The 24,570-nt window shown below is 53.3% G+C and carries 22 protein-coding genes; 10 read left to right on the top strand and 12 right to left on the bottom strand.

All coding sequences use genetic code 11. From position 1 onward, the window contains the following. Positions 1 to 685 precede the first annotated feature (685 nt). From DQX05_RS27535 to DQX05_RS27580, 10 genes are all read right to left on the bottom strand, one after another. Entirely contained in the window at positions 686 to 1,570 is an 885-nt protein-coding gene (locus DQX05_RS27535; RefSeq protein ID WP_119796476.1) for a carbohydrate ABC transporter permease, read from the bottom strand. 33 nt (positions 1,571 to 1,603) lie between these two features. Next, a complete protein-coding gene (locus DQX05_RS27540) occupies positions 1,604 to 2,485 on the bottom strand; it encodes a carbohydrate ABC transporter permease (protein ID WP_119796477.1) in 882 nt (293 codons plus the stop codon). Positions 2,486 to 2,595: 110 nt separating this feature from the next. Beyond that, entirely contained in the window at positions 2,596 to 3,939 is a 1,344-nt protein-coding gene (locus DQX05_RS27545) for an extracellular solute-binding protein (RefSeq protein ID WP_119796478.1), read from the bottom strand. Between the two features lie 258 nt (positions 3,940 to 4,197). Continuing rightward, the gene (locus DQX05_RS27550; protein ID WP_119796479.1) at positions 4,198 to 5,889 is read right to left on the bottom strand and encodes a response regulator transcription factor; all 1,692 of its coding nucleotides are present in this window, start codon (positions 5,887 to 5,889) and stop codon (positions 4,198 to 4,200) included. A 25-nt stretch (positions 5,890 to 5,914) separates the two neighbouring features. Beyond that, complete coding sequence (locus DQX05_RS27555) at positions 5,915 to 7,708, bottom strand: cache domain-containing sensor histidine kinase (RefSeq protein ID WP_119796480.1); 1,794 nt, start codon at positions 7,706 to 7,708, stop codon at positions 5,915 to 5,917. Between the two features lie 268 nt (positions 7,709 to 7,976). Beyond that, positions 7,977 to 8,762 (bottom strand): response regulator transcription factor, encoded by a 786-nt coding sequence (locus DQX05_RS27560; RefSeq protein WP_119796481.1) that lies wholly within the window; start codon positions 8,760 to 8,762, stop codon positions 7,977 to 7,979. Then, positions 8,755 to 10,461: a sensor histidine kinase gene (locus DQX05_RS27565; RefSeq protein WP_119796482.1), complete on the bottom strand. Its 1,707-nt coding sequence runs from the start codon at positions 10,459 to 10,461 to the stop codon at positions 8,755 to 8,757. The genes DQX05_RS27560 and DQX05_RS27565 overlap by 8 nt, the downstream gene beginning before the upstream one ends. Positions 10,462 to 10,692: 231 nt before the next feature. Then, a complete protein-coding gene (locus DQX05_RS27570; protein ID WP_119796483.1) occupies positions 10,693 to 12,357 on the bottom strand; it encodes an ABC transporter permease in 1,665 nt (554 codons plus the stop codon). Beyond that, positions 12,344 to 13,453 carry an ABC transporter ATP-binding protein gene (locus DQX05_RS27575; RefSeq protein WP_119796484.1) on the bottom strand — a complete coding sequence of 370 codons (1,110 nt, stop codon included), beginning with the start codon at positions 13,451 to 13,453 and terminating at the stop codon, positions 12,344 to 12,346. Before DQX05_RS27575 ends, DQX05_RS27570 begins: the two co-directional genes overlap by 14 nt. Before the next feature lie 42 nt (positions 13,454 to 13,495). Continuing rightward, positions 13,496 to 14,548 carry an extracellular solute-binding protein gene (locus DQX05_RS27580; RefSeq protein WP_119796485.1) on the bottom strand — a complete coding sequence of 351 codons (1,053 nt, stop codon included), beginning with the start codon at positions 14,546 to 14,548 and terminating at the stop codon, positions 13,496 to 13,498. A 374-nt stretch (positions 14,549 to 14,922) separates the two neighbouring features. On the opposite strand from DQX05_RS27580, the gene DQX05_RS27585 reads away from it, so the two are divergent. Further along, entirely contained in the window at positions 14,923 to 15,567 is a 645-nt protein-coding gene (locus DQX05_RS27585) for a helix-turn-helix transcriptional regulator (protein ID WP_119796486.1), read from the top strand. 15 nt (positions 15,568 to 15,582) lie between these two features. Here the strand turns inward: DQX05_RS27585 and DQX05_RS31195 are convergent, their stop codons facing one another. Continuing rightward, positions 15,583 to 15,807, bottom strand: coding sequence for a hypothetical protein (locus DQX05_RS31195; RefSeq protein ID WP_182914935.1), 225 nt, complete (start codon positions 15,805 to 15,807; stop codon positions 15,583 to 15,585). Between the two features lie 62 nt (positions 15,808 to 15,869). Between DQX05_RS31195 and DQX05_RS27595 the strand changes: the two genes are divergently transcribed. The 9 genes from DQX05_RS27595 (at position 15,870) to DQX05_RS27630 (ending at position 23,454) form a co-directional block, all read left to right on the top strand. Beyond that, complete coding sequence (locus tag DQX05_RS27595) at positions 15,870 to 16,340, top strand: RidA family protein (RefSeq protein WP_119796487.1); 471 nt, start codon at positions 15,870 to 15,872, stop codon at positions 16,338 to 16,340. Positions 16,341 to 16,852: 512 nt separating this feature from the next. Beyond that, a complete protein-coding gene (gene nhaC, locus DQX05_RS27600; protein WP_119796488.1) occupies positions 16,853 to 18,292 on the top strand; it encodes a Na+/H+ antiporter NhaC in 1,440 nt (479 codons plus the stop codon). Positions 18,293 to 18,388: 96 nt separating this feature from the next. After that, the gene (locus DQX05_RS27605; protein WP_119796489.1) at positions 18,389 to 18,748 is read left to right on the top strand and encodes a hypothetical protein; all 360 of its coding nucleotides are present in this window, start codon (positions 18,389 to 18,391) and stop codon (positions 18,746 to 18,748) included. A 54-nt stretch (positions 18,749 to 18,802) separates the two neighbouring features. Beyond that, complete coding sequence (locus DQX05_RS31200; protein WP_182914936.1) at positions 18,803 to 18,967, top strand: hypothetical protein; 165 nt, start codon at positions 18,803 to 18,805, stop codon at positions 18,965 to 18,967. A 226-nt stretch (positions 18,968 to 19,193) separates the two neighbouring features. Then, the gene (gene kduI / locus DQX05_RS27610) at positions 19,194 to 20,027 is read left to right on the top strand and encodes a 5-dehydro-4-deoxy-D-glucuronate isomerase (protein WP_119796490.1); all 834 of its coding nucleotides are present in this window, start codon (positions 19,194 to 19,196) and stop codon (positions 20,025 to 20,027) included. Between the two features lie 33 nt (positions 20,028 to 20,060). Further along, on the top strand, positions 20,061 to 20,813 hold the full coding sequence (locus DQX05_RS27615) for a DeoR/GlpR family DNA-binding transcription regulator (RefSeq protein ID WP_119796491.1): 753 nt from the start codon (positions 20,061 to 20,063) through the stop codon (positions 20,811 to 20,813). 69 nt (positions 20,814 to 20,882) lie between these two features. After that, positions 20,883 to 21,641 carry a 2-dehydro-3-deoxy-D-gluconate 5-dehydrogenase KduD gene (kduD, locus tag DQX05_RS27620; protein ID WP_119796492.1) on the top strand — a complete coding sequence of 253 codons (759 nt, stop codon included), beginning with the start codon at positions 20,883 to 20,885 and terminating at the stop codon, positions 21,639 to 21,641. Between the two features lie 62 nt (positions 21,642 to 21,703). Continuing rightward, complete coding sequence (locus tag DQX05_RS27625) at positions 21,704 to 22,849, top strand: glycoside hydrolase family 88 protein (RefSeq protein ID WP_119796493.1); 1,146 nt, start codon at positions 21,704 to 21,706, stop codon at positions 22,847 to 22,849. Positions 22,850 to 22,965: 116 nt separating this feature from the next. Continuing rightward, positions 22,966 to 23,454 (top strand): hypothetical protein, encoded by a 489-nt coding sequence (locus tag DQX05_RS27630; RefSeq protein ID WP_119796494.1) that lies wholly within the window; start codon positions 22,966 to 22,968, stop codon positions 23,452 to 23,454. 157 nt (positions 23,455 to 23,611) lie between these two features. On the opposite strand, the gene DQX05_RS27635 is transcribed toward DQX05_RS27630, so the two are convergent. After that, positions 23,612 to 24,484, bottom strand: coding sequence for an AraC family transcriptional regulator (locus DQX05_RS27635; RefSeq protein ID WP_119796495.1), 873 nt, complete (start codon positions 24,482 to 24,484; stop codon positions 23,612 to 23,614). Positions 24,485 to 24,570: the final 86 nt, after the last annotated feature.

A 24,570-nucleotide genomic window follows, 5' to 3' on the forward strand; every position in this document is an offset into this window, starting at 1 on the left:
TCAGTCAGGGGCTCCAACTCGCCTTTTGTTCGATCTCCCATTTAGTCAGGAACTCCATCTTGCCTTTTGCTCGGCCTCCCATTCAGTCAGGGGCTCCGTTTCGCCTTTTGCTCGGTCTCCCGGCTAGTCAGGTGCTCCGAATCCTTGATGCTTACTCTTCCAACTACTCAGAAAAAGTCTCGCTAGTTTCTACCAACTTCATTAGAACTGAGACTCTCAACGAACTGCATTGGTTCATCCAACAATCTCCTCAGTTATCCAGTTCATCTCTTTAAGTGGAATTTCTTCTGAACTTTACGAACATACTTCAGTTACCTGCGTGGCGGGGATATTGTTCATAAGAAAGGAAAAGCCGTACACACTCCAGTATCCTGCGCTAAGGGGATATTGCTCTTATGCCCGGCAGACAACGATACATCTCCATTTCCTGCGCCAAGGGGATACTGTCCTTTAAGCGCAAGTGACGCAAGTTTCTCTTCGATTCATTTTAGCCGGCGACCTTTGGAGCTCACATGAACTGCTTCTATTGGTGCCGGCTTTCTTGTTTTGTTCCAGCGATGAAGGCCCTATCTGTCAATCATCGGCCTCCGATTGCTTCAGTTCGTCTGTTTCTCGGGGGTTTCTCGATGCTGGCCCGTTGTTTGGAGCTTATCCGGATGCTTCGTCCTCTCGCTTTTTAAGAGGTTTACCCTTTCACGGCGCCTGCAGCCATCCCTTTCATGACCTGTTCCTGGAACAGGATGTAGATCAGGATTGTCGGCAGTGCGGCCATGCCGAGGGCGGCCATCGTTAGCTTGTAGTCCGTCGAGTAGCCTGTAGCGAAGACGGATAGGCTGAGCGGCAGCGTCTTCAGCCCCGGGCTGTTGATGAATACGAGCGCGAACGCGAAGTCGTTCCAGAAGCGAAGAAAGCCGAGTATCGCGACAGTGGAGAGCGCCGGGAGCGAGACGGGAAGTATGATCCGGGCGAAGATCCCCATGTATCCGCAGCCGTCCACATGCGCCGCTTCTTCTATTTCTTTCGGCATATTGGCCAGATAGGCAGCCACGATGAAAATGGCAATCGGCAGTTCAAAGGCGGTATAAGGGAAGATAAGCGCCGCATGCGTGTTCAGAATACCCAGCTTGTTCATCATGATGAAGAGCGGAACAAGCGTACTGTGAACCGGTATCAGCATGCCGAGCACGAACAAGCCCTGCAGCAGACTGCGCCCCTTGAACCGGAACCGTGCCAAAATGTAAGCCGCCAGCGCTCCGAGAAGCAAGGTGGCCGCCAATGATATCGTCGTGACGAACAAGGAGTTCCACATGGAGCGCCCCATCCCCGACACTTCCCATGCCCGCACAAAATTGTGCCACTGCCATGAGGTCGGCAGTCCGAAGGGATGGGCGAAAAACTCCTCGTTCGTCTTGAAGGCGCTAAGATAGAGCCAGATAAGCGGATACAGCGTGACGAGCGCATAAATGGCCAAGCCGGCGTTCACGAGGAGCCGGAGCGCACGCGACCCTTTGCGCGAGCCTGCAGCGCGGACTGCGTTCCCTTGTGCAGATGCGGTTATCAATGATGCCATATCGATTCCTCCTTCCTGTCCATTCCTCGGATGCTAATGCGGTTCCCGACGCATCAGCCGCTGTGAACCCGCGACGAGCAGCAAGCTGATGATGACGATGAGGGTAGAGACCGCGCTGCCATATCCGAAGCGGTAGACGGTGAAGGTGCTGTTATACATGTACGATGCGAGCAACTCTGTGGCATGGGCCGGCCCACCGTTCGTCATGACATAAATCAGGTCGAACGCCTTCAGACTTCCAGAGATGCACAGCACGATCGCCACCTTGAACGTATCCCAGATCATGGGCAGCGTCAGTGACGCCAGCTTGCGCATTCCCCGCGCTCCGTCCAGCTCGGCCGCATCGTCCAGCTCGGACGGGATGCTGTGCAGAGCGGCAAGGAACATAATCAGATACGGCCCGATATAGTTCCAAATGACGGGGATTGCGATCATCCAGATAGCGATGTCCGGCTCCGACAGCCAGGCCCGCTTCCAATCGGACAGCCCGATCGCATCGAGCGCCGCATTCACCAGCCCGGTCTGCGGGTGATATATATTCGTCCATATAATCCCGATGACGACCGAGGACAGCACCATCGGAATGAATACCGCCGAGCGGACGAAGCGCTGGAACCAGGTTCCCCGCTTCAGCAGCAGAGCGAGCAGCAATGCGATCGGGACTTGGCCGAAGACGGAAGCCCCTACAATAACCATGTTGTTGCGGAACGAGAGCCAGAATACCGGATCTCGCATCGCCTCGACGAAGTTGGCAAAGCCGGTGAAGCGCATCTCGCCGATTCCTTTCCAATCAAAAAAGCCGTAGTAAGCCGACCAGAATATCGGGACAATGACGAATAGGGCATAAATGAGAAGCGACGGCGCCAGTCCCGCCGCAATAAATATCCGCTTGCTTACCCCTGCATGCGCGCGCATTCGACTCAGCCTCCTCTCCTTGGTGTTGAAGCCGCCGCCCCCCCTGCCTGGCCTGCATCGCCCGCGGCTGGCCAGATGGTCAGGGGCAACGCGTGGCGGCGTGCGGCATGTCAGCGGACGAGCGACTTCGCCTGTGCTTCCTGAATCTTGCGGGCGATCTCCTCCGGATTGCCGCCCATCAGCAATTCCTGCAGCCCATTATTGACGGCATCAGCGCCTGCGCTCGTCATGACGGCGTCATAGACCGGCGTCCGCTTGACTTTATTGACAAGCCGGTATACTTGGGCAAACAGCGGCGACACGGTGCCCTCATCGAGATCCAGCTTGTAGCTGACCAGTTGATTCGCTTCCAATGTGCGCTTCTGCGCCTCTGGTCCGGACAAGGCGTAGATCAGCTCATAGGCAGCTTCTTTGCGCTTGCCATCGACCTTGGCGCTCAGACCGAGCCCGACGCCGACAACGCCGGAGGTTGAATTCGGGTCGCCCTTGCCGTCTGGGACTGAAGGCAGCACTGTCGCGCCCATGCTTTTGAGCGCTTCCGGCGACGCATTGGCCGACAGATTCGTCAACGCCCAGCCGCCGTCGATCATCATCGCGGCCTGGCCTTGCGCGAACATCATTTCCATCTGAGTATTATCGATGCTGTTGAAGCCAATCTGGAACGCCCCTGCCTGCTTCAGCTGTTGCAGCAGCTCCAGCGCCCGCACGAATTCCGGATCCGTGAACTTGGCTCCGTCCTGATTCGCGGCCTTCAGGAACCATTCCGTTCCGGTCACCCGGTCCGCAAGCGAGCTGATAATGCTCGACTGGGCGAGCCAGGCCGCCTTGTTGCCTAGCGCAATCGGCGTTACCTTGTTATCACTCAGCGTCTTCACGGCCGCGAGCAGCTCATCCCACGTCTTCGGCACCTGCAAGCCGTGGCGACTCAATATTTCCTCGTTATAATAAAGAATCGAAGTCGGCGACAATCCCATCGGAGCGCTGTAAATGCTGCCGTCAATCGTAAAATCGTCGAAAGACCCAGGGAGGAAGCCGCTCTTCCAATCCGCCTTGCTGTCAAGCAGATCGTCAATCGGCTGAATCAAGCCCCCGCCATGGAATTCCTTCGTCATCATGCCCGGCCACATCAGGAAGACATCCGGCATCTCATTGGCAGCCGCTACCGTCTTCAAGCGTGTTTTGTAGCCGTCCGGTGGAATGGCTTGAATATCGAGCACGATATCCGGGTGCTCCTGCTGGTATGTCTCGATGCTGTCGCGCATCGCTGTGGCGCGAAGATCGTCTCCCGTGAAGTTATGCCATAGGGAGAGCTTCACCTTGTCTGCGCCGATCCCCTCCTTCGCCTCGCCACCGGGTCGGCTCTGCCCGGCATCCGTGCCTCCCCCTGAACCGCATGCGGAGAGCAAGGAGACAGCCAACAGCACAACAAGCATCGTCATCCATCGTGTACGCATCGAACAACCCCTCCAATTATCTATCGTTGTGAGCAATCGAATCGCAAATATCTATCGTTGTTAGCAATTCGAATCGCTAAAAGCCGGCAGAGGGAGTGCGCTTCCGCCCGGACCGCTCTGCGTACGTCCAGTATACAAAAGCGCTTCCTTCACTAGTGAGGGAAGAAGTTAAGCGGCAGGGGGGAATCTTTTCGCCGATTGTTGTGAAGCCAGGCCGTTCGGCTACGTTCGACCGGAAAAGGCACCCTGTCCCCGTGTTCACCATCTCCGGGTGCCCTTTCCCGACCCTAAACGTGCAGAGACGCAGTCCGACCCGCCTGCAGCTCCGCCGCTCCGGCTGCTCCGGTATTCGGAGGGAGTGCAGCCCATATGCTTTTTGAACAGCTGGGAAAAATATTTCAAATCCTCATACCCGACCATCCGGGCGATATCCGACACCAGCGCCGATCCGTCCTGCAGCAGGCGGCATGCCCGGGCGATGCGGGCTTGGGTAACGTACTCGATATAGTTCATGCCCGTCTCCTGCTTGAACTTATCGCTTAGATGATTCGGGTGGACATTCACCACGCTGGCGACATGGTGCAGCGTCAGGCTTCCGTCGGCAGTCTCCCGGATATAACGCATCGCCTGCGAGACATAAGGGACCGCATCGTTTGCATATCGGTCCCGATAGATTTGCATCGCCTCCTGCAGTGCGGCGAAGAGCGAGCCTTCCCATTGCTCGGGCTCGGCGGACGCGGGGTCGGCGAGCGCATGCGGCTGCCAGCTCCAGCCATCCCACGCCTCCGCTGCCGGCCGGTTCAGCGGCGCGGCGGCTTGCGCGCACCGCTCCAGCCAACGCTCCGCCGCGATCAAGGCGGATTGCCCATAGGAGCGGATAGACTCCGGCGTCGCATGCGGATGCGCGATCAGCTCCTTCACCCGCTCCCCAATCCAACGGCGCAATCGCTCCGGCCGGCCGGAGGACAGCGCCTGCAGCAGGCCGTCCTCCTCCTGCGCCGAGCAGATCGACGGACGGCCTTCGCGCGCCGCCGTCTCCTCATAATGAAGCAGGCGGCGGCCGGCCGCGAACCAGCGGAAGCGACCGGCTCTGCCTGCTTCCCGGCAGGAGCGGCCGATGTCCGCGGCATCCGCGGCGGCTCCGCCGATTCCGGCGAAGAGCCGGCACTTGAGGAGCTGCTCCGTCCGGCGGAGCGCCTCGTCCCAGCCGCATGGCAGTCGGCCGGGGACCGGCTTCGTCCGGCGAAGCGCCAGCAGCCGCTGATCGTGCCGGACGACCAGGCTGCCAAGCAGCTCGGCCAGCAGATTGCCGGCCGCGAACAGGAGCAGCCCGTGCCGGGCTTCGCCCCAGCCAGCCGCATCGATGACCGCAGTCTCATACGAAGTCGCATCGATGATGGCCGCCTCATACGATGCTGCATCGCTTTCGCTTCTCTGCGGGGCGCCGTCACGGCGGAACAATTCGGCGGCGATCCGGCGGCAGTCTTCCGCAGGCAGCGGCTCGGTCAGCAGCTTCAGCACCTGGCGCTCCCGGTGGGACATCTCCTTCGCCGAAGCATGCATCGCCGCGTCCCGCTTCTCCAGGAGGCGCGCCTTTGCCCGCAGCGCCGCCTTCACGATATCGTCCGGGCGGCTCGTTTTGAGCAAATAATCGCATACTCCTTCCCGCAGCGCCCGCTGGGCGTAATGGAAATCGTCGTAGCCGGTCAATATCAGCGTCTCCGTTCGCGGGCTGACCTCGCGGATATGGGCCGCCAGGGCGATCCCGTCGGCTCCGGTCATCCGGATGTCCGTCAGCACAAGATGCGGCTTCTCCGTTCCGATTACCTCCATCGCCTCCTCGGCGGAGGCGCAGGGCGGCAGCACCTCGAAGCCAAGCTCGTTCCATGGAATGACTTGGGCCAGCCCCGTCCGGATGATGACTTCATCGTCAACAATCAATACTTTCACGGAAAACTCCCCCTTTGCGCGTAATTCATCGACTGCTTCGGTCCGCCGGGATGGAAAAGGAGACCGCTGTCCCTTCCCCTGGCCGGCTCTCAATATGCAGCTCCGCTCCGGTTCCGTAATGGAGAAGCAGACGGCGCTGAACATTGAACAGACCGTATCCGCTGCCTCCCGAACGGGATGCGTCGGCATTCGCTGCGGCCGGCTCCGTGGCGCATAGCCGCTCCCTGACCCGTTCCAGCTCTTCCGGGGCGATACCGCCGCCGTTATCCTGCACCGTGAATCGGACCCGGCCGCTGTCGGCCATGATAATCGCAATGAGCAGGCTGCCTCCCGATGCCGGGTAGGCCGAAAGCAGACCATGAGTGATAGCGTTTTCAACGAGAGGCTGCAGCAGCAGCTTGAGCATCGTAAATGCCTTCAGCTCCTCCGGCAAATGAATGCGATAATCGAAACGCCCGGGATAACGTACCGATTGGATCTCCAAGTAATTCGCCACATGCTCGGTCTCCTGTTCCAGCGAACAGGTCTCCAGGCCCCGGTTCAGGCTGAAGCGCAGGAAATCTCCAAGCGCGCCGACGAGACTGGCAATGCGGCTGTTCCCTTCCATGTAGGCCATCCATTGTACCGATGACAAGGTGTTGTACAAAAAATGCGGATGGATTTGCGCCTGGAGGGCCAGCAGATCCGCTTCCTTTTTCCGGGCCTCGTTCTCCTTCACCTGCTCGGTCAGGCGGCGGATATTGTCGCTCAATTGGTTGTAGCTGTGCACGAGCATTCCGATCTCGTCGCTGGACGTCTGCGGCAGCGGCTGGAACGGCCGTTCCGGCTGCACGGCGCCGATCGATCGGGCGAGCCGTATGATTGGCTTCGTCACCCGCTTGACGACATAAGCGGCCACGGCGGCAATCACCGCAATCACAATCGCGACTGTCACGGCCGTGAATTGGAGCAGATAGCTGTTCTGGGCGCTGAAAGTCTGATAGGGAATAAGCGCATATACGCTCCACGGGGCGATCGGCACGGACATCGACACGACAAAGTGGCGATCGCGGCCCTCCCCCATCTCCGAGAAGCGCGCGGTGCCGGCAAGCGCCTCCTGCTGGGCAAGGGCCCTCAGCTTCACGGGCCACTGCTCAGCCGCGTCCGGATCGGCGTTGGCGGCGACGATATTGCCGTCTGCATCCAGCAAGAACAGACTGCCCCCGCCATCCACCGCCGCCTCACGCAGCCGCTCGGCAAGCGCGTCACCGTCAATGCCGATCGACAGCATGCCGAGCTTGTCGAAATTATTCATATTGCGGATCGGACGCACGAGCGAGACCGTCCGCTTCTGGCCCAGCGTCGTGTCGCTGAGCGTCGGCGGCGACCACCAGACGGGGTGTTCCTGCCAATACGCCTCGTCGGACGGGGCCTGCCCGAACAGATGAGCGGACAGCACCGTCGTATTGGACAGCTCAGGGTTGCCGTTCAGCGGGATGATGCGGATGTCTGCGATGTAGCTTTTGGAAAAGGCAAGGTTCGTCAAAAAACCGACCATGCGCAAATAATCGTTGGCGCTTGCCCGGTCCTTGGCCAAATATTGCTGGACGTCATGCTGTCCGATCAAAAATACCGACATGTTCTCTACGTCCTGGGCGATCGTTTCCAAAATGGCGCTGATCTGCCGCAGCGTATTGAGGCTAGCCTGCTTGCTCTTCTCTTCGCTAATCGACCATGCCGTCCGGTAGGAGACGTAGCCGAGCAGCAGCACAGGGATGATGATGCAGGCGATCAGCAGGATCGATAATTTGCGGTGCAGCGATCGGGTCATCCAGCGCATAACATTCCCCCTCTCTCGGGTTAAGCTCAGCAATAGATGCGATTCACAGCTGCAATCAGAGCTTGACGAAATCAATGGCGAGATAATATGGAAAAGCATCTGCCAGTCCACAAGAGGAGAGGCAGATGCCCGTTCAGTATATCAACGATGTGAGCGAGTTGCCAAGCCAAAATATCTGTTACCGATCTCGGATTCATTGGGTCGAGCAACGGAAGACGGCCGGCTGGCGCGGAGTGCAATGGAAATGAAGGTTGTCACACAGGGGGAGCTACATCGATTGCTCCAGAAAGCTTGTTGGAGAGTGCCCAATATATTTCTTGAACACCTGACTAAAATATTTATAATCTTGGAAACCAACCCGTTCCGCGATTTCATAGACTAAGAGATCCCCCTGCTTCAGCAATTCAATGGCCTTGAGCATCCTGTATCTGTTAAGAAAATCATTGAACGTGTAATTTGTCTCCTCTTTAAATTTGGAGTATAGATATACCGTTGAAATATGAAGGCTGGCGCTAAGATCATTGATAGAAATTTTTTGTGAATAATGCAGCTTGATATATTCAATCATGCTGTCTACATATTTCGTTTTATTACTTCGAACTTCAAGGTATTGAATATCCAATAATTCATTGTACAAATTTAGCTCTTCAAAGGACTTTTTCTCGTTATGGCGCTGTCGTTTTAATTGTATTTTGGCGATGATCTTGACCATCGCCGCATTTAATTTGTCAAAGTCAATCGGCTTCAACAGATATTCGCTTACGGATAGCGATATCGCTTGCTGGGCATATTCGAACTCGCTATATCCGGAGATAATGATTGCTTCATAGTCATGCGCTGCTTTACTTTGCTTTAACATTTGGATTCCATCCTGAAAAGGCATTCTCACGTCGGTAATGACAATATCCGGCTGCAGCTCCTTTATTTTGGCCAAGCCCTCGATTCCGTCGGCCGCTCTTCCAACAACGATACAATTCAGCTTCGGCCAGTCCACCATATAGGTCAGACCATTTCGAATAATATCCTCATCTTCAACGATTAATACCTTATACATTGCTCACATCTCCTATATAAGGGATTCTCGCTATCACTGTTGTCCCGGCGCCTTGTGTGCTCTGTATGGAAAGCCCGTAAGACGGTCCGTATAAAAGCTGTATCACTCGATGGGAGTTGTATAATCCGACATGCTCTGGCATGGCATCCTTATCGTCTAATAACTTTCGTATATAATCGAGCCTCTTCTCCTCCATCCCTTGTCCGTCATCCTCGACTGCGATTTCAATGTCATCCCCGACTTGTCTAATCGTAATCCGGATCAATAAATGCTTCGTATGCTCAATTCCATGCTTGATGCTGTTTTCAATGATGGGCTGCAATAATAATTTCGGTATTTTATAGTCCAAAAGGGCCGGATCGATATGCGTTTCATAATCTAACCTTGTATTAAATCTCATTTTTTGCAGCCGCAAATAGTCTTCCATGTAGCCTATATCAGTGTGGAGCGCGACTTCTCCATTGCCATAATGGATATAATATCTCATTAAATTAGCAAACATCACTACAATATTCGATGCGTTCTTGGCATCAAATACCATCTCATACCTCAGCATTTCCAACACATTAAACACAAAGTGCGGATTAAACTGATTTTCTAAATGCTTAATCTCCATTTTTCTCTTTCTCTCAGCGATTTCATCATTATGCTTCATCAGCAGCTGTATCTTAGACATCATGTTATTGAATTCATCATAAATGGTTTGAAATTCATCGAAGGTTCTCGCTTCAAGCCTGTAGTCCATGTTCCCCTGCTTATATTGATCCACGGCGGAGATGAAGGAATCAAAGGATTGCAGATTGCGCTTCATGAGCTTCGGCACGACTAAATGGATCAAGGCGAGCAGAATCAGGCCTGAACCCAATAAAATGACGATTCCTATCACCAGAAACTGCTTGAAACTGTTCATGGAGGTCATAGTCAGAATATGAAAGTTCCCATTCCCTGTTTCATTCGCTGTCATATAGTAATAGGAATCATGAATAGCGATTATTTTTTGATCGGTCCGGTACGGAATCGTGGATTTGCCCATGCCGTTTCTTAGCGAGTCATGTGAGGTATAGATAATGTTGTCAAAGCGATCCGCCACCACAATCATATCGGCATCTCTAGGATGAATGTAGGCGCCCAGATCCGTGAGAAAAAACAGGAGGTAACCGCGTACTTCATTGCCGCTGGTTATCGGCTTGGCCAACAAGTACGGTGAGTTCCGAAATTGCTCGAAGGATAATTGATTTATGCCGCCATAAACTCCATTTTCCTGTTCCTGAAGCTTCAACAACAAATCCTTGAGCATATAACTATTGGATAAAATCTCTTGGTCGCTTTGATAAAAATTCGTGGATACGATATTTTGCTTATAATCCAAAAGAACAAAGTTTGCTTTTATTTTTCTATCCTTAACAAACCGGTAAAGTAATTGATTCGCTTCAATGAATACGTTTTTATTTTCGAAAACAGCTCGTATCGTGTAATCCTCAGCCAGCCTGTCCAGTCCCTCTGAGTAGTGCTGAACCTCTGACTCTATAAGCTGGCTAAGACCCGCATTATACGATCGATTCGTGTGAACAATGGTTTCCCTGCACGTTAGAAGCAAGGAAAGTATAAACAATGCAAAAATCAATAACACAAGAACGGCCCCGGAACGAACAAACGTCTTCCTGATATAGTCTTTGAACTTATTGGATTTTTGCATCATTCACATCACCTGACGTTTCTTAGAATGATAATTTCTCTCCACCCCATCTGCTGCATGGCTTGCTTGTGACAGAAACGTAAAGACTGCCCCGCTTTACTCCAAAGCGGAATCTCATCCATCAAGATGCTGTGCCAAAGATTCTGTGCAGGCGCCAGCAACCGGGATACTTGGATTCTTCGCGCCAGCCTATGGAGTAAAGCGAGAGCTTCGGAAAGGGCTTATCTTGAATTGCTATACACTAATATCTTTCTTCCCTGTCAGCTTAAAGAACAGGAACAGCGAGATGATCGAGGTCAGCGTTAATAGGGTCGAATAGGCTGATGCGTTTCCATAATTACCTCGAATCACCTCTGTATATACAGACACCGTTAACGTTTGGGTTTTGCTCGTGTACAGGATGATCGATGCGCTTAATTCACTAATGACGGTAATCCAGCTCATTATCGCGCCGGCGATAACGCCAGGCATCATCATGGGCACAATCACCCTTGTAAACGCTTTCGTCTCAGACGCGCCCAAGCTGATAGCCGCTTCTTCAATACTGGGACTGATCTGGCTGATAATCGCCGTGCTTGAACGAATCGTATACGGCATTCTCCGAATCGCAAAAGCCATAATCATAATGAACATCGTACCGCTTAACAGAAGCGGCGATTGACTGAACGCAAAGAGAAAGGCAATCCCCAGCACCGAGCCCGGAATGATAAACGGAAACATCGAGATCGTATCCAAGGTGGATGTCAGGGCATTTCTTTTTCTTACTGTCAAATAGGAAATCATGATGCCGCAAACCACAATAATAACGATCGCCACGATACCAATCAGGTACGTATTGAAAATAACTGAGGTATCCTTGTTAAATAAGATGTCCCGATAGCTGTTCAACGAAAATCCGGACGTAAATACCTGGCCTCCCCTCGTTGCCAGGAAGGATGTAAAGATAACCACGCATTGCGGGAGGATGGCCAAGAGAACCGTAAAGTAGACTGCTCCGTGCGCTATTATATTTTTCATCCCTTTACTTTGCTCAGGAACCATCGGCTTTAATGCGCTCATCGAATAGGAGTAGTATCTTGCAAGAATACGCTGAACCATAAATAAGCAGATGGTTAACAAGATAATAAGGACGCACAGCGCGGCGGCAAATCCGTCATCTCCCCCCACCTCGCTCATAAATTGAGTATAGATGAGGACGGGCATGGTCCTGAATCCTTCACCAATCAGCATCGGCGTCCCGAAGTCCGCAATGACACGCATAAAGACCAATAACGCGCTCGCCAAGACCGTAGGCATAATTAACGGAACAATAATTTTGAACACGCGCTGTACCGCCGAATACCCGAGACTCTCAGCGGCTTCATTCAGTGAATTATCCAGATTCTGCAAGGCCCCCGAAATATAAATATAGATCAAAGGAAAGGATTGCAACGTCATAACTAGCACGATACCCGGAAATCCGTAAATTCCATTCAGTTGAACATGGAACAAATCATTAATGAATTGCGTAATCACGCCATTCCTGCCGAGCAATTGAATCCAGGCGTAAGCCCCGATAAATGGCGGCGACAGATACGAAATAATAATTAAAATTTGGAGATATTTGCTTCCCCTAATTTTCACTTTCCTCATTACGTAGGCGATGGGCAATCCGATGGCTACTGACAGCGCCGTCGTTACGAGCGTGACTTTAAAGCTGTTCACTAAGGTGATCCAGTAAAATTTTCTCTCAAAAAATTTGCTAAAGTAACTTAGAGTCAGTTCACCCGTGTAAGGATCAAAGATACTTTTTTTGAGGACCAGGACCAGCGGAAACAGAATAAAGAGAAGGAAAATAGCTAGGATAAGGATGGAAGAAAGGTTCCAGACGCTAAATAACCGCTTCTTATTTACCGCCATATTCGCCACCCGCTTTGATCAAACTCTCCTGTTTTTCGATATCAAAAATATTGATTTTGTTCGTTTTCACTCGCAGATAGATTTCGGTTCCATCCGCGATAATGTCCGAGATATCGGCATCCTGGATCACTTCTACCGTCTCGCCGTGCGCCAGCTCGGCAAAATAATGCGTATTTACGCCCAAAAACATGCTGCTTCTCACAACCGCTTTAAGACCTTGTTGATCCGAACCGATGACAAACTCCTGTGGTCTTACGGATACGAAAATCTGTGTCCCGTCTGCCAGATGATCGGACAGGTTATGCATGCTTTCTCTATAGCGATTTCCAAAGTTGATCCACTTTTGCCCATCCTCTATTTCTACCTTTGCTTTTATTAAATTGGAGGTCCCGATAAACTTCGATACGAACACATTTACCGGACGTTCATAGATCTGTTTCGGAGTGCCGATTTGCTGAATCACGCCGCCGTTCATTACCGCAATTCGATCCGAGATCGCCAATGCTTCCTCCTGATCATGAGTGACGTATACCGTGGTAATCCCTACCCGCTGCTGGATGCTTTTGATCGCGTTTCTCATTTCAATTCTTAATTTGGCATCCAGATTGGACAGCGGCTCGTCCATAAGTAATACTTGAGGATGAATGACCAAGGCTCTGGCTAAGGCCACGCGCTGCTGCTGCCCGCCAGACAGCTTGTCCGGCATTCTATCTTTATATTCTTCGATTTTGACCACATTTAAAATATCCTGAATTCTATTTTCGATTTCAGCCTTGGGCAGCTTCCTATGCTTCAAGCCAAAAGCGACATTGTCCTTAACAGACATATGCGGAAAGATAGCGTAATTTTGAAAAACCATTCCCATGTTGCGCTTATTGACGGGAATATGGTTTACGACCTGATCATCAATTTTAATGACTCCATCATCAATCGAGTTGAAGCCGATAATCATACGGAGTAACGTTGTTTTCCCGCACCCCGAAGGTCCCAAAAGTGTAAAAAGTTCACCTTCCTTTATATTAAGCGATAAGCCGTCGATGATAGTTCTATCCTCAAAGCGTTTGACTACGTTGTCAACCTGAATTCCAACGCTCAATCTGCTCCCCTCCTCAATCCCTAGCTTCATCCAACACACAAGTTAATCTAGCGATCTTTCAAGCAATTCGTTGAACTTAGCCGTAATCTCATCCTTGTGATCGGACACCCAGCTTTCATCAAAATTTTGGGCTAAGACAATCTGTTCTGTCGGCACCATGTAAGAAGCCAGCTCTGCTCCTTCTCTAAGCGGTCTGACCGTAAGCTCACTGCCTACTAAATTTTGTATTTTTTCTGAAAGCATATAATCTACAAATTTTTGGGCGTTTTCAAGATTCTTCGCCCCTTTGATAATCTGGACCGATTCACCCGGGAACACGGCCCCTTCCTTCGGGAAGACAATATCCACGGGCGCCCCATTTTTCATATAACTGGCCACAGGATCCTCCCATGTCAAGCCGATTGGATACTCGCCATCAGCCACACTTTTGTGCAGTTGTCCGGAGCTGGAGGACATTTTTCCATCCAGATTGGCAATAAACTTTTCAACAAATTCCCAAGCTTGATCAGACATCGGATCGCCATTCCCCATGGCATATAGCATAGCGGTCAGCGACTGGAAAGCAGAGCTGGAAGCCGCCGGATCACCAAATGCGATTTTCCCCTTCAGCTCGGGATTTAACAGATCCTCAAACCCTTCCACCTTGATATCCCCAATTAAATTGGTATTCACGATAAAAACGGTTGGATCCGCAAATGCCGGGGAAAAATAACCGGTCTTATTTCTGAACTCTTCAATCATATTCTTATCCTCGGGAGAAACGTATTGCTCGAACAAATCTGCTTTACTTTTGAGCATCGTTTCATCTGCCGCCCACAGAATGTCGCCCACCGGATTGTTTCTCTCGGACTCGACACGCTTTACCAACTCTCCCGTACCTGCTACGATGACTTCGACTTTAATTCCGGTATCTTGTTCAAAATTAGGAATAACGGCATTGTTCAAGCTTTCACTGCGCGCCGTATAGACGGTCAAAACATTTCCGTCCTTTTTACCAGGGTCTTTACCAGAGCCATCCTGTGACGAGCATCCGGCAAAAAGACTTACCAATAGAGCCGCGGCAGCAACGATAGTAAACGCTTTCATTTTCTTCATTCGTTCTTTCCCCCTCTTGTAATGATGAGATTAGTTGTAATTCGTATCATCATTATAGGAGCTATCCGGTGCTTCGGGTATCCAATAATCCTAAATATATATCCTAAAATACTCAACCTCCGAAATAGAAAAGCATCTGCTAATCCTCTGTTTTTGCAAGCGCGAACAATAGTCAGAAGGAATAGACAGATGCAGCCTCAGTATAGCAATGAAATGATGAACCTGCCAGACTATGCCAAATTTTGCTGCAAACCCAAGTCCAAATTATTTGTTTGGTCACAAAACTTTTTGTGTGTGAATGGAATAAATTGTGCTACGATAGAGGCAGCCTCGTGAACGTTTCCTGCGGGGCGATGCTTGGAAGGAGGAGCGATGTGGAGTCGATACAAGACGAATTTCCTTTTTTGCAAATGCTGGTCAAGGGCCTCGCCGCCCAATTCGGCGATCAATGCGAGGTCGTGCTGCACGATCTGACGCTGCCCTATGATCGGACCATCGTCGCCATCGAGAACGGGCACATCACCGGACGGAAGGTCGGCGATCCCGGCACCAACCTCGGGCTGGAGCTGCTGCGCGGCAGCACCGAGGACGGCAATAAGATCAATTACATCACGCAGACGCGGGACGGCCGCCTGCTGCGTTCAACGTCGCTGTATATGCGCAACCGCGAAGGACGCATCATCGGGTCGCTGTGCATCAATTATGATATTACGGAGTTGACATTGGCGGAGAAAGTGCTTAAATCGCTTACAATGACCGGACTGCAGGCGGAAGTGAAGGAATCGTTCGTCTCCAATGTGAACGATCTGCTCGATACGCTGATTCAGGAGGCGCAGGAGCGAATCGACAAGCCGGTCGCCGTCATGACGAAGGAGGATAAGATGCGCATGATCGCTCTGCTGGATGAGAAGGGTGCCTTCCTCATCAAAAAGTCGGGAGAGAAAATTTGTGCTTATTTGGGCATCTCGAAGTATACGCTGTATAACTATTTAGATGAAGTGAAGAAATCATCGAAATAATGCGCCGTAAGGAGGCTAGCACGCATGTCCAATGAGATTACACGCCGCGAACGGCGAATTGCGTCCGCCTGGAGAACCCGTGCCGGAGAGCTTCGCGAGGCGGAAACGCCCTTTTTGCTCATCGATGCGGAACGGGCGAAGCAGAACATCCGCCATATGGCAGACATCGCCGCCAAGAATGGCGTCCAGCTGCGTCCCCATGCCAAGACGCACAAAATGCCGCATATCGCCCGTCTGCATCGCGGTGTCTCCTGCGGATGTCATCGTTACTACCATTTTGCAATGAAGGAGAAAGGAACGATATGGGACAAATCGAACAACGTTTGCAGCAATTGGGGATTGAACTGCCGGAAGTCGGGGAACCGAAGTTCTCCTATATTCCATCCCGGCGCACGGGGAATCTCGTCTATACATCCGGCATGGACTGCCGGATTAACGGCGTCTTGATGTATGAAGGCAAGCTCGGATCCGATCTGACGATCGAACAAGGCCAGGAAGCGGCGCGCCAAGTCATTATCAATGAGCTTGCCGTCATCAAGCATGAGCTGGGCACGCTGGACAATGTATCGAAGGTGATCAAAATGCTCGCCTTCGTGAACAGCGCTCCGGGCTTCGCGGATCAGCCCTATGTTATTAACGGCGCTTCCGACCTGCTGATCGAAGTATTCGGCGATGCGGGCCGCCATGCCCGCTCCGCGATCGGAACGAGCGACTTGCCGTTCCATACACCGGTGGAGATCGAGCTTATCGTAGAAGTGAAAGGCGGAGCATAATCGGGCTAAGGTTAGGCGGCGCGTTTTTCGGAACGCGCTGCTTGTCTTGTGCCGGGCCGGACCGCCTGCGCAGTGCAAACAAGAATAATTCGAATCCCCCCGAACCCTGTTCCCAGCCATGCGCTGTGCCGTCACGCCAACGCTTATGCAGCCGTCTCCGCAGCGATCCCGCGCAAACCGAAGGCATATCGATAATAGCCGCTCTCCCCCATTGATGGATGGAGCTTCTACTGACCTTTTTCCTTACCGCTGGCAGAAATTATCCGCTGATTTTCACTCGTTCATGCCGTTAGCAGTAGAGCTCGTTGAGCTACCCTTTTTTCTGGAAATAAATTCCGTTGACCATCCGGATAACCCCCGATAAAGTAGATTATGTATTCTTATTTTGCTTTATCGCAGTCAAGCGGGTAAGCGTCCATGCGAAAATGCGTTCTCGCATGATAATGCCGTTGCCTTTTCGTATCGATCATACGCTAAGCTTGTTCTGCCTATTAATCAAGGAGTTGTCAATTATGAATTCATCAACGAACACTGCCGAGCAGGAGATGCTTCGGTTCGGGCAGAGCGTTACAATCTTCATTTCCATTCTGATGATTCTCATCGTTCCGATTCTCGGATGGCGGGTAGAGCCGCATATTCCGCTGATTGCCGCCTCGGTCGCGGCCGGCGGACTCCTGCTGCTGTTCGGCCGGTCCTGGGACGAAGTGGAGCGAGCCTTCGTCCGCGGATTGCAGGCATCGGTCCAGCCTGCGCTCCTGCTGACGCTGATCGGCATTCTTATCGGGGTCTGGATGATGAGCGGAACGGTGGCAACCTTGCTCTTCTACGGCACGTCCCTGTTCCAGCCACAATGGTTCACCCTGAGCGCGCTGGTGCTCACCGTAATTGTCTCGATGTTCGTCGGGAGCTCGCTTACGACGGTCGGCACGTTCGGGGTCGCCCTTGTCGGCATGGCCGCCTCCATGGGCGTCCATCCCGCGATCGTGGCGGGAGCGGTCGTGTCCGGCGCCTGCTTCGGAGACAAAATGTCCCCGTTGTCCGACACGACCAACTTCGCCTCTGCGGTTACCCGGGTATCGATCCCCGATCATATCCGCAACATGACGAAGACGACCGTGCCGGCATTCATTCTTACCTGTATCGCCTTCGCCTTAATCGGCTCCTCTTCCGCCCCCGATATGGAGGCGTTGGGAGCATTGCAGCGCGATATCGGACAGAGCTTCCATATTACGCCGTGGGCGCTGCTCCCGCTGGCCGTCGTGCTCATCGCTGCGTTCAAGCGGGTGCCTGTCGCGCTGACGATGCTGCTCGGCATCGGCTCCGGCCTGGCCGTGGCCGCGCTGCTTCAGCATGCGTTCGATATCCGGCAATGGATTAGCGTGATGCACTATGGATTCTCGGGCAGCTTCGCCCTGGAGGATACCGCCCGCATCATGAACCGGGGCGGCTTGCAATCGATGGCCGGGACGATCGCGCTCATCGCCATCGCGTTCGGCATGGGCGGGCTGCTGCAGCATGGCGGAGTCATTCCAGCCTTGTTCCGGCGCCTCATCGCCCCAATTCGGAAGAAGGAATCGCTCGTCATCGCAAGCGGTCTGAGCTCCATCGGCGTGAATGTCATTACCGGCGAGCAGTACATGTCCATCCTGCTTCCGGGCCAACTGTTCGCCGACGAGTATGACAAGCGGAGCATTCCGCGGAAGACGCTGTCGCGGACACTGGAGGATTGCGGCACCCTGGTCAATCCGTTAATCCCGTGGGGCGTCAGCGGCGCGATGATGACCGGCGCCATCGGCTTGCCGGTGCTGGACTACGCGCCCTATGCCTTCTTTCTCTGGCTGTCGCCGCTCGTCACCTTCGCCTTCGTACTGCTGCCGGGGCTGAAGCGCGGCGCGCTCGGCCTCCGGCCCGCCACATCGGCGCGTGGTGATGCCAAGAATGGCGGACTGTAGGCCGCATGTTGTCCCTTCCATGACAATATGGTAATCTCATAGCAGAGATCGCCCGAGGCCATAAGAAGGTGGCGGGGCATGGAGAGGAGGACGGCAGTGATTCAGCATAAGTACCCATCGTGGATTCGCTACGCGGTTATCTTCATCTCGGTAATCGCCCTGTTCGCCTCTTCCCTGCTGCCCTCCGCGCCCGAGGAACCGTTGCAGTTGGGTGAAAGAAGCGCCTATTATCAGCATGACCGGCTTTACCAGTCCGTTGTCGGCTCTCTTCATCATTATGTGGTGAAGATCCATAAGTTCGTGACGTGGAAGATTCTGTTCATGCTCTACCTGCTTCTGCTTCTCGCCAGAAGCGCCGTTCCGCGCTTCCGGTTCCGCGTGCCGTATCTGATTTTGCACCGCAGGCTTCTCTTGCGGCCGTTGAAGTACACCTCGCGCTTCGTCTTCGCCGAATAGATTGCGAGCGTCCGAATCCGGACCTGCAGCCTAAACGGCGAGGAGGTGTGGCAAATGAAGGCAACCGGCTCAGATCAAGCCAAGCCTGCAGCGAACAGCGGCAAGCAAGGCCAGCCATTGAAGACCGATATGAAGGTCATTAATCGGGATATCCGCAATATCCTGGTGTTCACGGCGGCATCGCTCGTGCTCATTTTCGCCCTATACTATTTGATGTAGTTGGCAGCATCGGCCCTAATACCTTTGCCCATCGGGGGTTCATCCCCTGCGGGCAAAGGTTTTTTGTGTCTGTGTTCGATTCAAGGTTCATTTTTCTCCAAAACGAACATATAATTTCCTGACAAATAAACTTATATGAACATTTAATTGAACACAAATGAACACTTAGCTATACTATGAACGATAGCACTCATCATTTTACTTATCTTAAGGAGGAAATCGTATCATGGAAATCCGTTACGCTTGTCATCCCGAAGGCGCGAAAGGCTATGACACTTCCCGTCTGCGCGAGGAATTTCTTATCGAAAAGCTGTTCATCGACAATGAGATTCAAATGGTGTACAGTCATGTTGACCGGTACATTACCGGGGGCGTTCTGCCGACGACGAAGACGGTGAAGCTGGAAGCGGACGAGAAAGAAATGGGCGCCGATTATTTCCTGGAACGGCGGGAGATCGGAATTATTAATGTCGGCGGAGAGGGTGTCGTCACCGTGGACGGCGTTGCCTATGATATGGAGCCGCGCGACTGTCTCTATATCGGCATGGGGAGCAAGGATGTGACATTCACCAGCAAAGAGGCTGCCCGCCCGGCGCGCTTCTACTTCAACTCAACGCCAGCGCATAAGACATATCCGACGAAGAAGGTGGCCATCAGCAAGGCAACGCCACAGCATCTCGGCAGTCTGTCGAGCTCCAACGAGCGCACCATTTATAAATATATCCATAGAGACGGCGTGCAAAGCTGCCAGCTCGTCATGGGCATGACGCTGCTGAAGCCGAACAATATGTGGAATACAATGCCTTGCCATACCCATAATCGCCGCTCCGAAGTCTATTTCTATTTCGATATGCCGGAGGACGGTGTTGTCTTCCACCTGATGGGCGAGCCGCAAGAGACGCGCCACGTCGTCGTTCGGAACGAGCAAGCGATCATTTCCCCTAGCTGGTCGATACATAGCGGCGTCGGCACGAGCAATTATACGTTCATCTGGGGCATGGCCGGAGAGAATCAGACATTCGAAGACATGGATATGGTCGATATGAAGGATTTGAAGTAAAGTAAAGGATACGAAGTAAAGGATTTGAAAAAAATGTCCAATGTAAAACGCCATCAACAAATTATGGAGCTTCTCATTCAACAGGGAGAAGTCAAAGTGAACGAGCTGAGCGAGCAGCTGGATGTGACCGGCAAAACGATCCGCACCGATCTCGAAGCGCTTGAAGCGCAAGGCCTGCTTACCCGCGTTCACGGCGGCGCCGTGTTGAAGAATATATCCGATCTCGGGCTGCTGCCCGTACAGGCGCCGAACAGCCGGCACCTGAGCGAGAAGGCCGAGATTGCAGAGAAAGCCGTACGCCTCATCGAGCCCGACGACATCATTGCGCTTGATGGCGGAAGCACGACGCTGGAAATGGCGAAGCGTCTGGATCATGAATCGTTAACGGTCGTGACCAACGATTTGTTCATCATCGCCGAGCTGATCCGGAAGCCCGACATCCGCCTCGTCGTTCCCGGCGGATACCGCAACCGCAATCTGCTCGTCAGCAGCGAGGCGGTGCAGTTGGTCCGTAAGCTTAATATTCAGAAAGCGTTCGTATCTTCCACCGGAATTCATACCGAGAACGGCCTGACGATCTACACGAGCGAGCTGTATGATCTGAAGCGTGCCTGGATCGAGACGGCCAAGCATTCCTACGGAGTCGTCGATCATACCAAGTTCGGCAAATCGGCGCTTTTGACCTTCGCCTCCTTGCCGGACATGACCGCCGTCATCACCGACAGCGGCCTGAGCGAGGAAGCGAGGGCGAGCTATATAGCGGCAGGAGTCCCGGACATCTTGTAATCGCGCAGCCGGGACCTGTCCTTTACTCAACCATCGATCGAATATGTCAGTTACCAAGGAGGAAGGGGTATGGAATCCATCTTCGATTTACGGGGCCGCACCGCCGTCGTCACGGGCGGGGGCATCGGCCTCGGTTACGGCATCGCCGAGGGTCTGGCCCGTGCGGGCGCTGATCTGATTCTCGTCTCTCACAACGTTCGCGAGGAGCCGATGCAGAAGCTGCAGGATCTCGGGATCAAGGCCTCCTTCATTCAAGCCGATCTGACAGATCTGGACGGAATTGAAAGCGTTGTCGCACAATGCCTGGAGACTGCCGGAGGCAAGGTCGATATCTTGGTGAACAATTCCGGCATCATCCGCCGGACGCCCGCGGCGGATCATCCGTTATCGGACTGGCATGAGGTGCTGCAATTAAATCTGCATGCCGTCTTCTATTTGTGCCAGTCCTTCGGCAAGCTGATGATTCAGCGCGGTTCCGGCAAAATCATCAACATCGCCTCGATGCTCTCCTTCCAGGGCGGCATCAATGTGCCCGGGTATACCGCAGCGAAGCATGGGGTCGCCGGCATCACGAAGGCGCTCGCGAATGAATGGGCGAAGCACGGCGTCAACGTCAACGCGATCGCTCCAGGTTATATGGCGACCGACAATACGCAGCAGCTCCGCGACGACGAGAAGCGCAGCGCGGAGATTCTGGGCCGGATTCCGGCGGGACGCTGGGGGACGCCGGAGGATTTGGCCGGTCCTGCCGTGTTCCTCGCCTCCTCCGCCTCGGATTACGTGAATGGTCATATTTTGTGCGTGGACGGCGGCTGGATGAACCGCTAATAGAGGTTGTTCAAGTAGCCCGCTTTTAATCACGTTCCTATACGAGAAAGGGGCAATGGACGATGAAAACGCTATGGACGCAAGCCATTGATGACGCGGTATCGAAGACAAGAGCCAATATCGAGCGCTTCGGGGAGCGGTTCCCCCATGTCGGCCGGGATGGCGGAGCATATCTTTTGAACGATAATACGGACTGGACCGACGGCTTCTGGAGTGGCATCCTGTGGCTCTGCTATGAGTATACGAAGGATGAGGCCTTCGCCGAGGCGGCCCGCCGAACGGTGCGAAGCTTCGATGAGCGACTGCGGCGGGATATTGCACTTGACCATCACGACATCGGATTTCTGTATTCGCTCTCTTCCAAGGCGCAGTGGATTATCGAGCGGGATCCGGCGGCGCGTGACTTGACTATCCGTGCGGCGGATAAGCTCTTGAACCGCTGGCGAGAGAAGGGACGGTATATTCAGGCGTGGGGTCCGAAGGGCGATCCGAACAACGGCGGCCGCATCATCATCGACTGTCTGATGAATCTGCCGCTGCTGTTCTGGGCGACGGAAATGACCGGGGACAACCGTTATGCCGAAGTGGCGCGCATTCATGCCGAGCTGAGCAGACGCTATCTCGTACGCGGCGATGATTCCTCGTACCATACGTTTCATTTCGAGCCCGAGAGCGGCCAGCCAATCGGCGGGTCGACGCATCAAGGGTTCACGAACGGATCGACCTGGACGCGCGGCCAGGCCTGGGGCATATACGGGTTCGCCCTCGCCTACCGCTACACGCGCGACGATCATTTCCTGGAGACGTCCCGGCGCATGGCCCGCTACTTCCTGGAACGGCTGCCGGAGGATCATGTCGTCTACTGGGATTTCGATGTGACGGCAGAAGACTCGACCCCGAGGGACAGCTCCGCCTCCGCGATTACAGCCGCCGGGATGCAGGAGCTGCTGGTGCATCTGCCTGCCGATGCCGATCACCCGGAGCGCGCCTGGCTGGAGAGCGGCCTGGAGAAGATGATGGAAGCGCTCGTCCGCCGCTACTCGACGATGCAGCTCCCGGAGGAAGACGGCTTGCTCCGGCGCGGCTCCTATGCCGTACGGCTCGGCCACAGCCCGGACGACTATGTCATCTGGGGCGATTATTATTACTTGGAGGCCTTGATGCGCCTCGAACGCGGCGTGCCCGGCTACTGGTATAACCGCGCCTGAACGGGCTTATATGATTGCGCCTGCCCCTAGAATCGCAAGGTCGGGCTCTATTAATTATCACACTTGGAATCGCGTGGCGGACACTCTTTCTTGTAAACAAGCGGAGGTGCAGTCAGGTGGAGGAACTTCACAGGAAATTCATTGCGCGCCGGCTTCCATTTAAAAATACGAATTTAGAAGTTGAAAAAATGCTAAAAGTGAAGTATTTGGCCGAGGAAATTCCTAAATCATCATTGACTGACTTACACTATGAGATGAAGGAGACTTACAACAAGATAGTCAAGTGTTTCAAGATTGAGGACGAAAAGATTTTACAGCGTGTATGTAGTAATGCAGATAAAAAGTTGCATGAAGAATATACAGATGGCAGAGCGCCAAACTCACGAGAGACCGAATGGAGTAAAATCAATTCCGGTAAATTACTCCGCGTTATTCTGATAAGCGATGATGGCAAGACGATGAGCAATTACAAAGTGCAAGGCATTTGTACCGCCTTGGTTCAAGATCTTACCATTATGCTAGGGATTTCCCCTGAAAATTGCTCACTCGACAACAGTTATTATGTGAAATATCTTCAATTACTCCAGTTACGCGGCTATTTGTAGAATGACGTGGCGGCAAGGATAGTGCTCAAGTCAAGCACTATCCTTTTTGTCATTGCGGCATCCGGCCATCGGCGGTGTCGCCTTGAACCTTACAGGGGCCCGTCCCATCGCCGTCATGGCACCGGTAACTCCGGTTAAGCTGCGCAGAGCCTGCTCTTTACCGATAAGTGCATTCAGTGACCTGGTTCCTCTGCATTTCCGCACGGTGGGCGGTTGGGGAGCGCTTGTACCATTTTTTATACAGCTTCGAAAAATACAAGGCATCTTCATAGCCGACGGAAGCGGAAATCTGCTCCATCGTCAGCTTCGTCGTCAGCAGGAGCGTCCGCGCCCGCTCCATCCGGATGCGCAGCAGAAATTGCATCGGGGATTCCCCCATCTGCTTGCGGAACATTTTCGATAAATAGGTCCGGTGGTAGCCGAGCTTCTGCGCCAACTCGTCGATCGATATCGATTTGTCATGCTGCAGCGTCAGCCATCGGGCCGCCTGTTCCACCTGCCGTTCGATATCGGTTCGGGTGTCCTCCTTCCCGGAACGCAGCGATGCGCCTGCGGCCCGCGCATATTCAGACAGGATCAGGCGAAAATACCCCTCCGCCTCCATATCCCCCGCATGGCCGCCGCGATGAAGCGCGTTCGTTACATTGCGAAGCAGCGCATTCAATCGATGGTGGCGGTAGCCCTGCAAGACAGGCACATGCGGCCCAACCCCGATCTCAGCCAGAATCCGGTCGGCCTCTTGTCCGCGGAATCCGACCCAGCTATATTGCCACGGCTCCTCGCCATCCGATTCATACCGCACCATTTCCCCCGGAAAAATAAAGAAGCTGTCGCCGCTGCGAAGCTGGTACTCCTGCCCGCGAATAACGAAGGTCCCCTTCCCGGACAAAATGCTGTGCACCAAATAGTAATCATGCACCGTGGGACCGATGCGGTGTTGGGGCTCGGTCTTCGCCTGACCGCTGAAAAGAATCGTCAATTCTCCGCGGGACGGGTACTCGTTAATCGCGATATGCGCTGTCTCCGCCATCGGCATATCCTCCTCATCAGGATACAATATTCCATACTGTCGACCAAAATAACCATACTCATCTCTTGTCAAATCAGATACATTGA

The organism is Paenibacillus thiaminolyticus (assembly GCF_003591545.1).
GTDB lineage: Bacteria > Bacillota > Bacilli > Paenibacillales > Paenibacillaceae > Paenibacillus_B > Paenibacillus_B thiaminolyticus_A.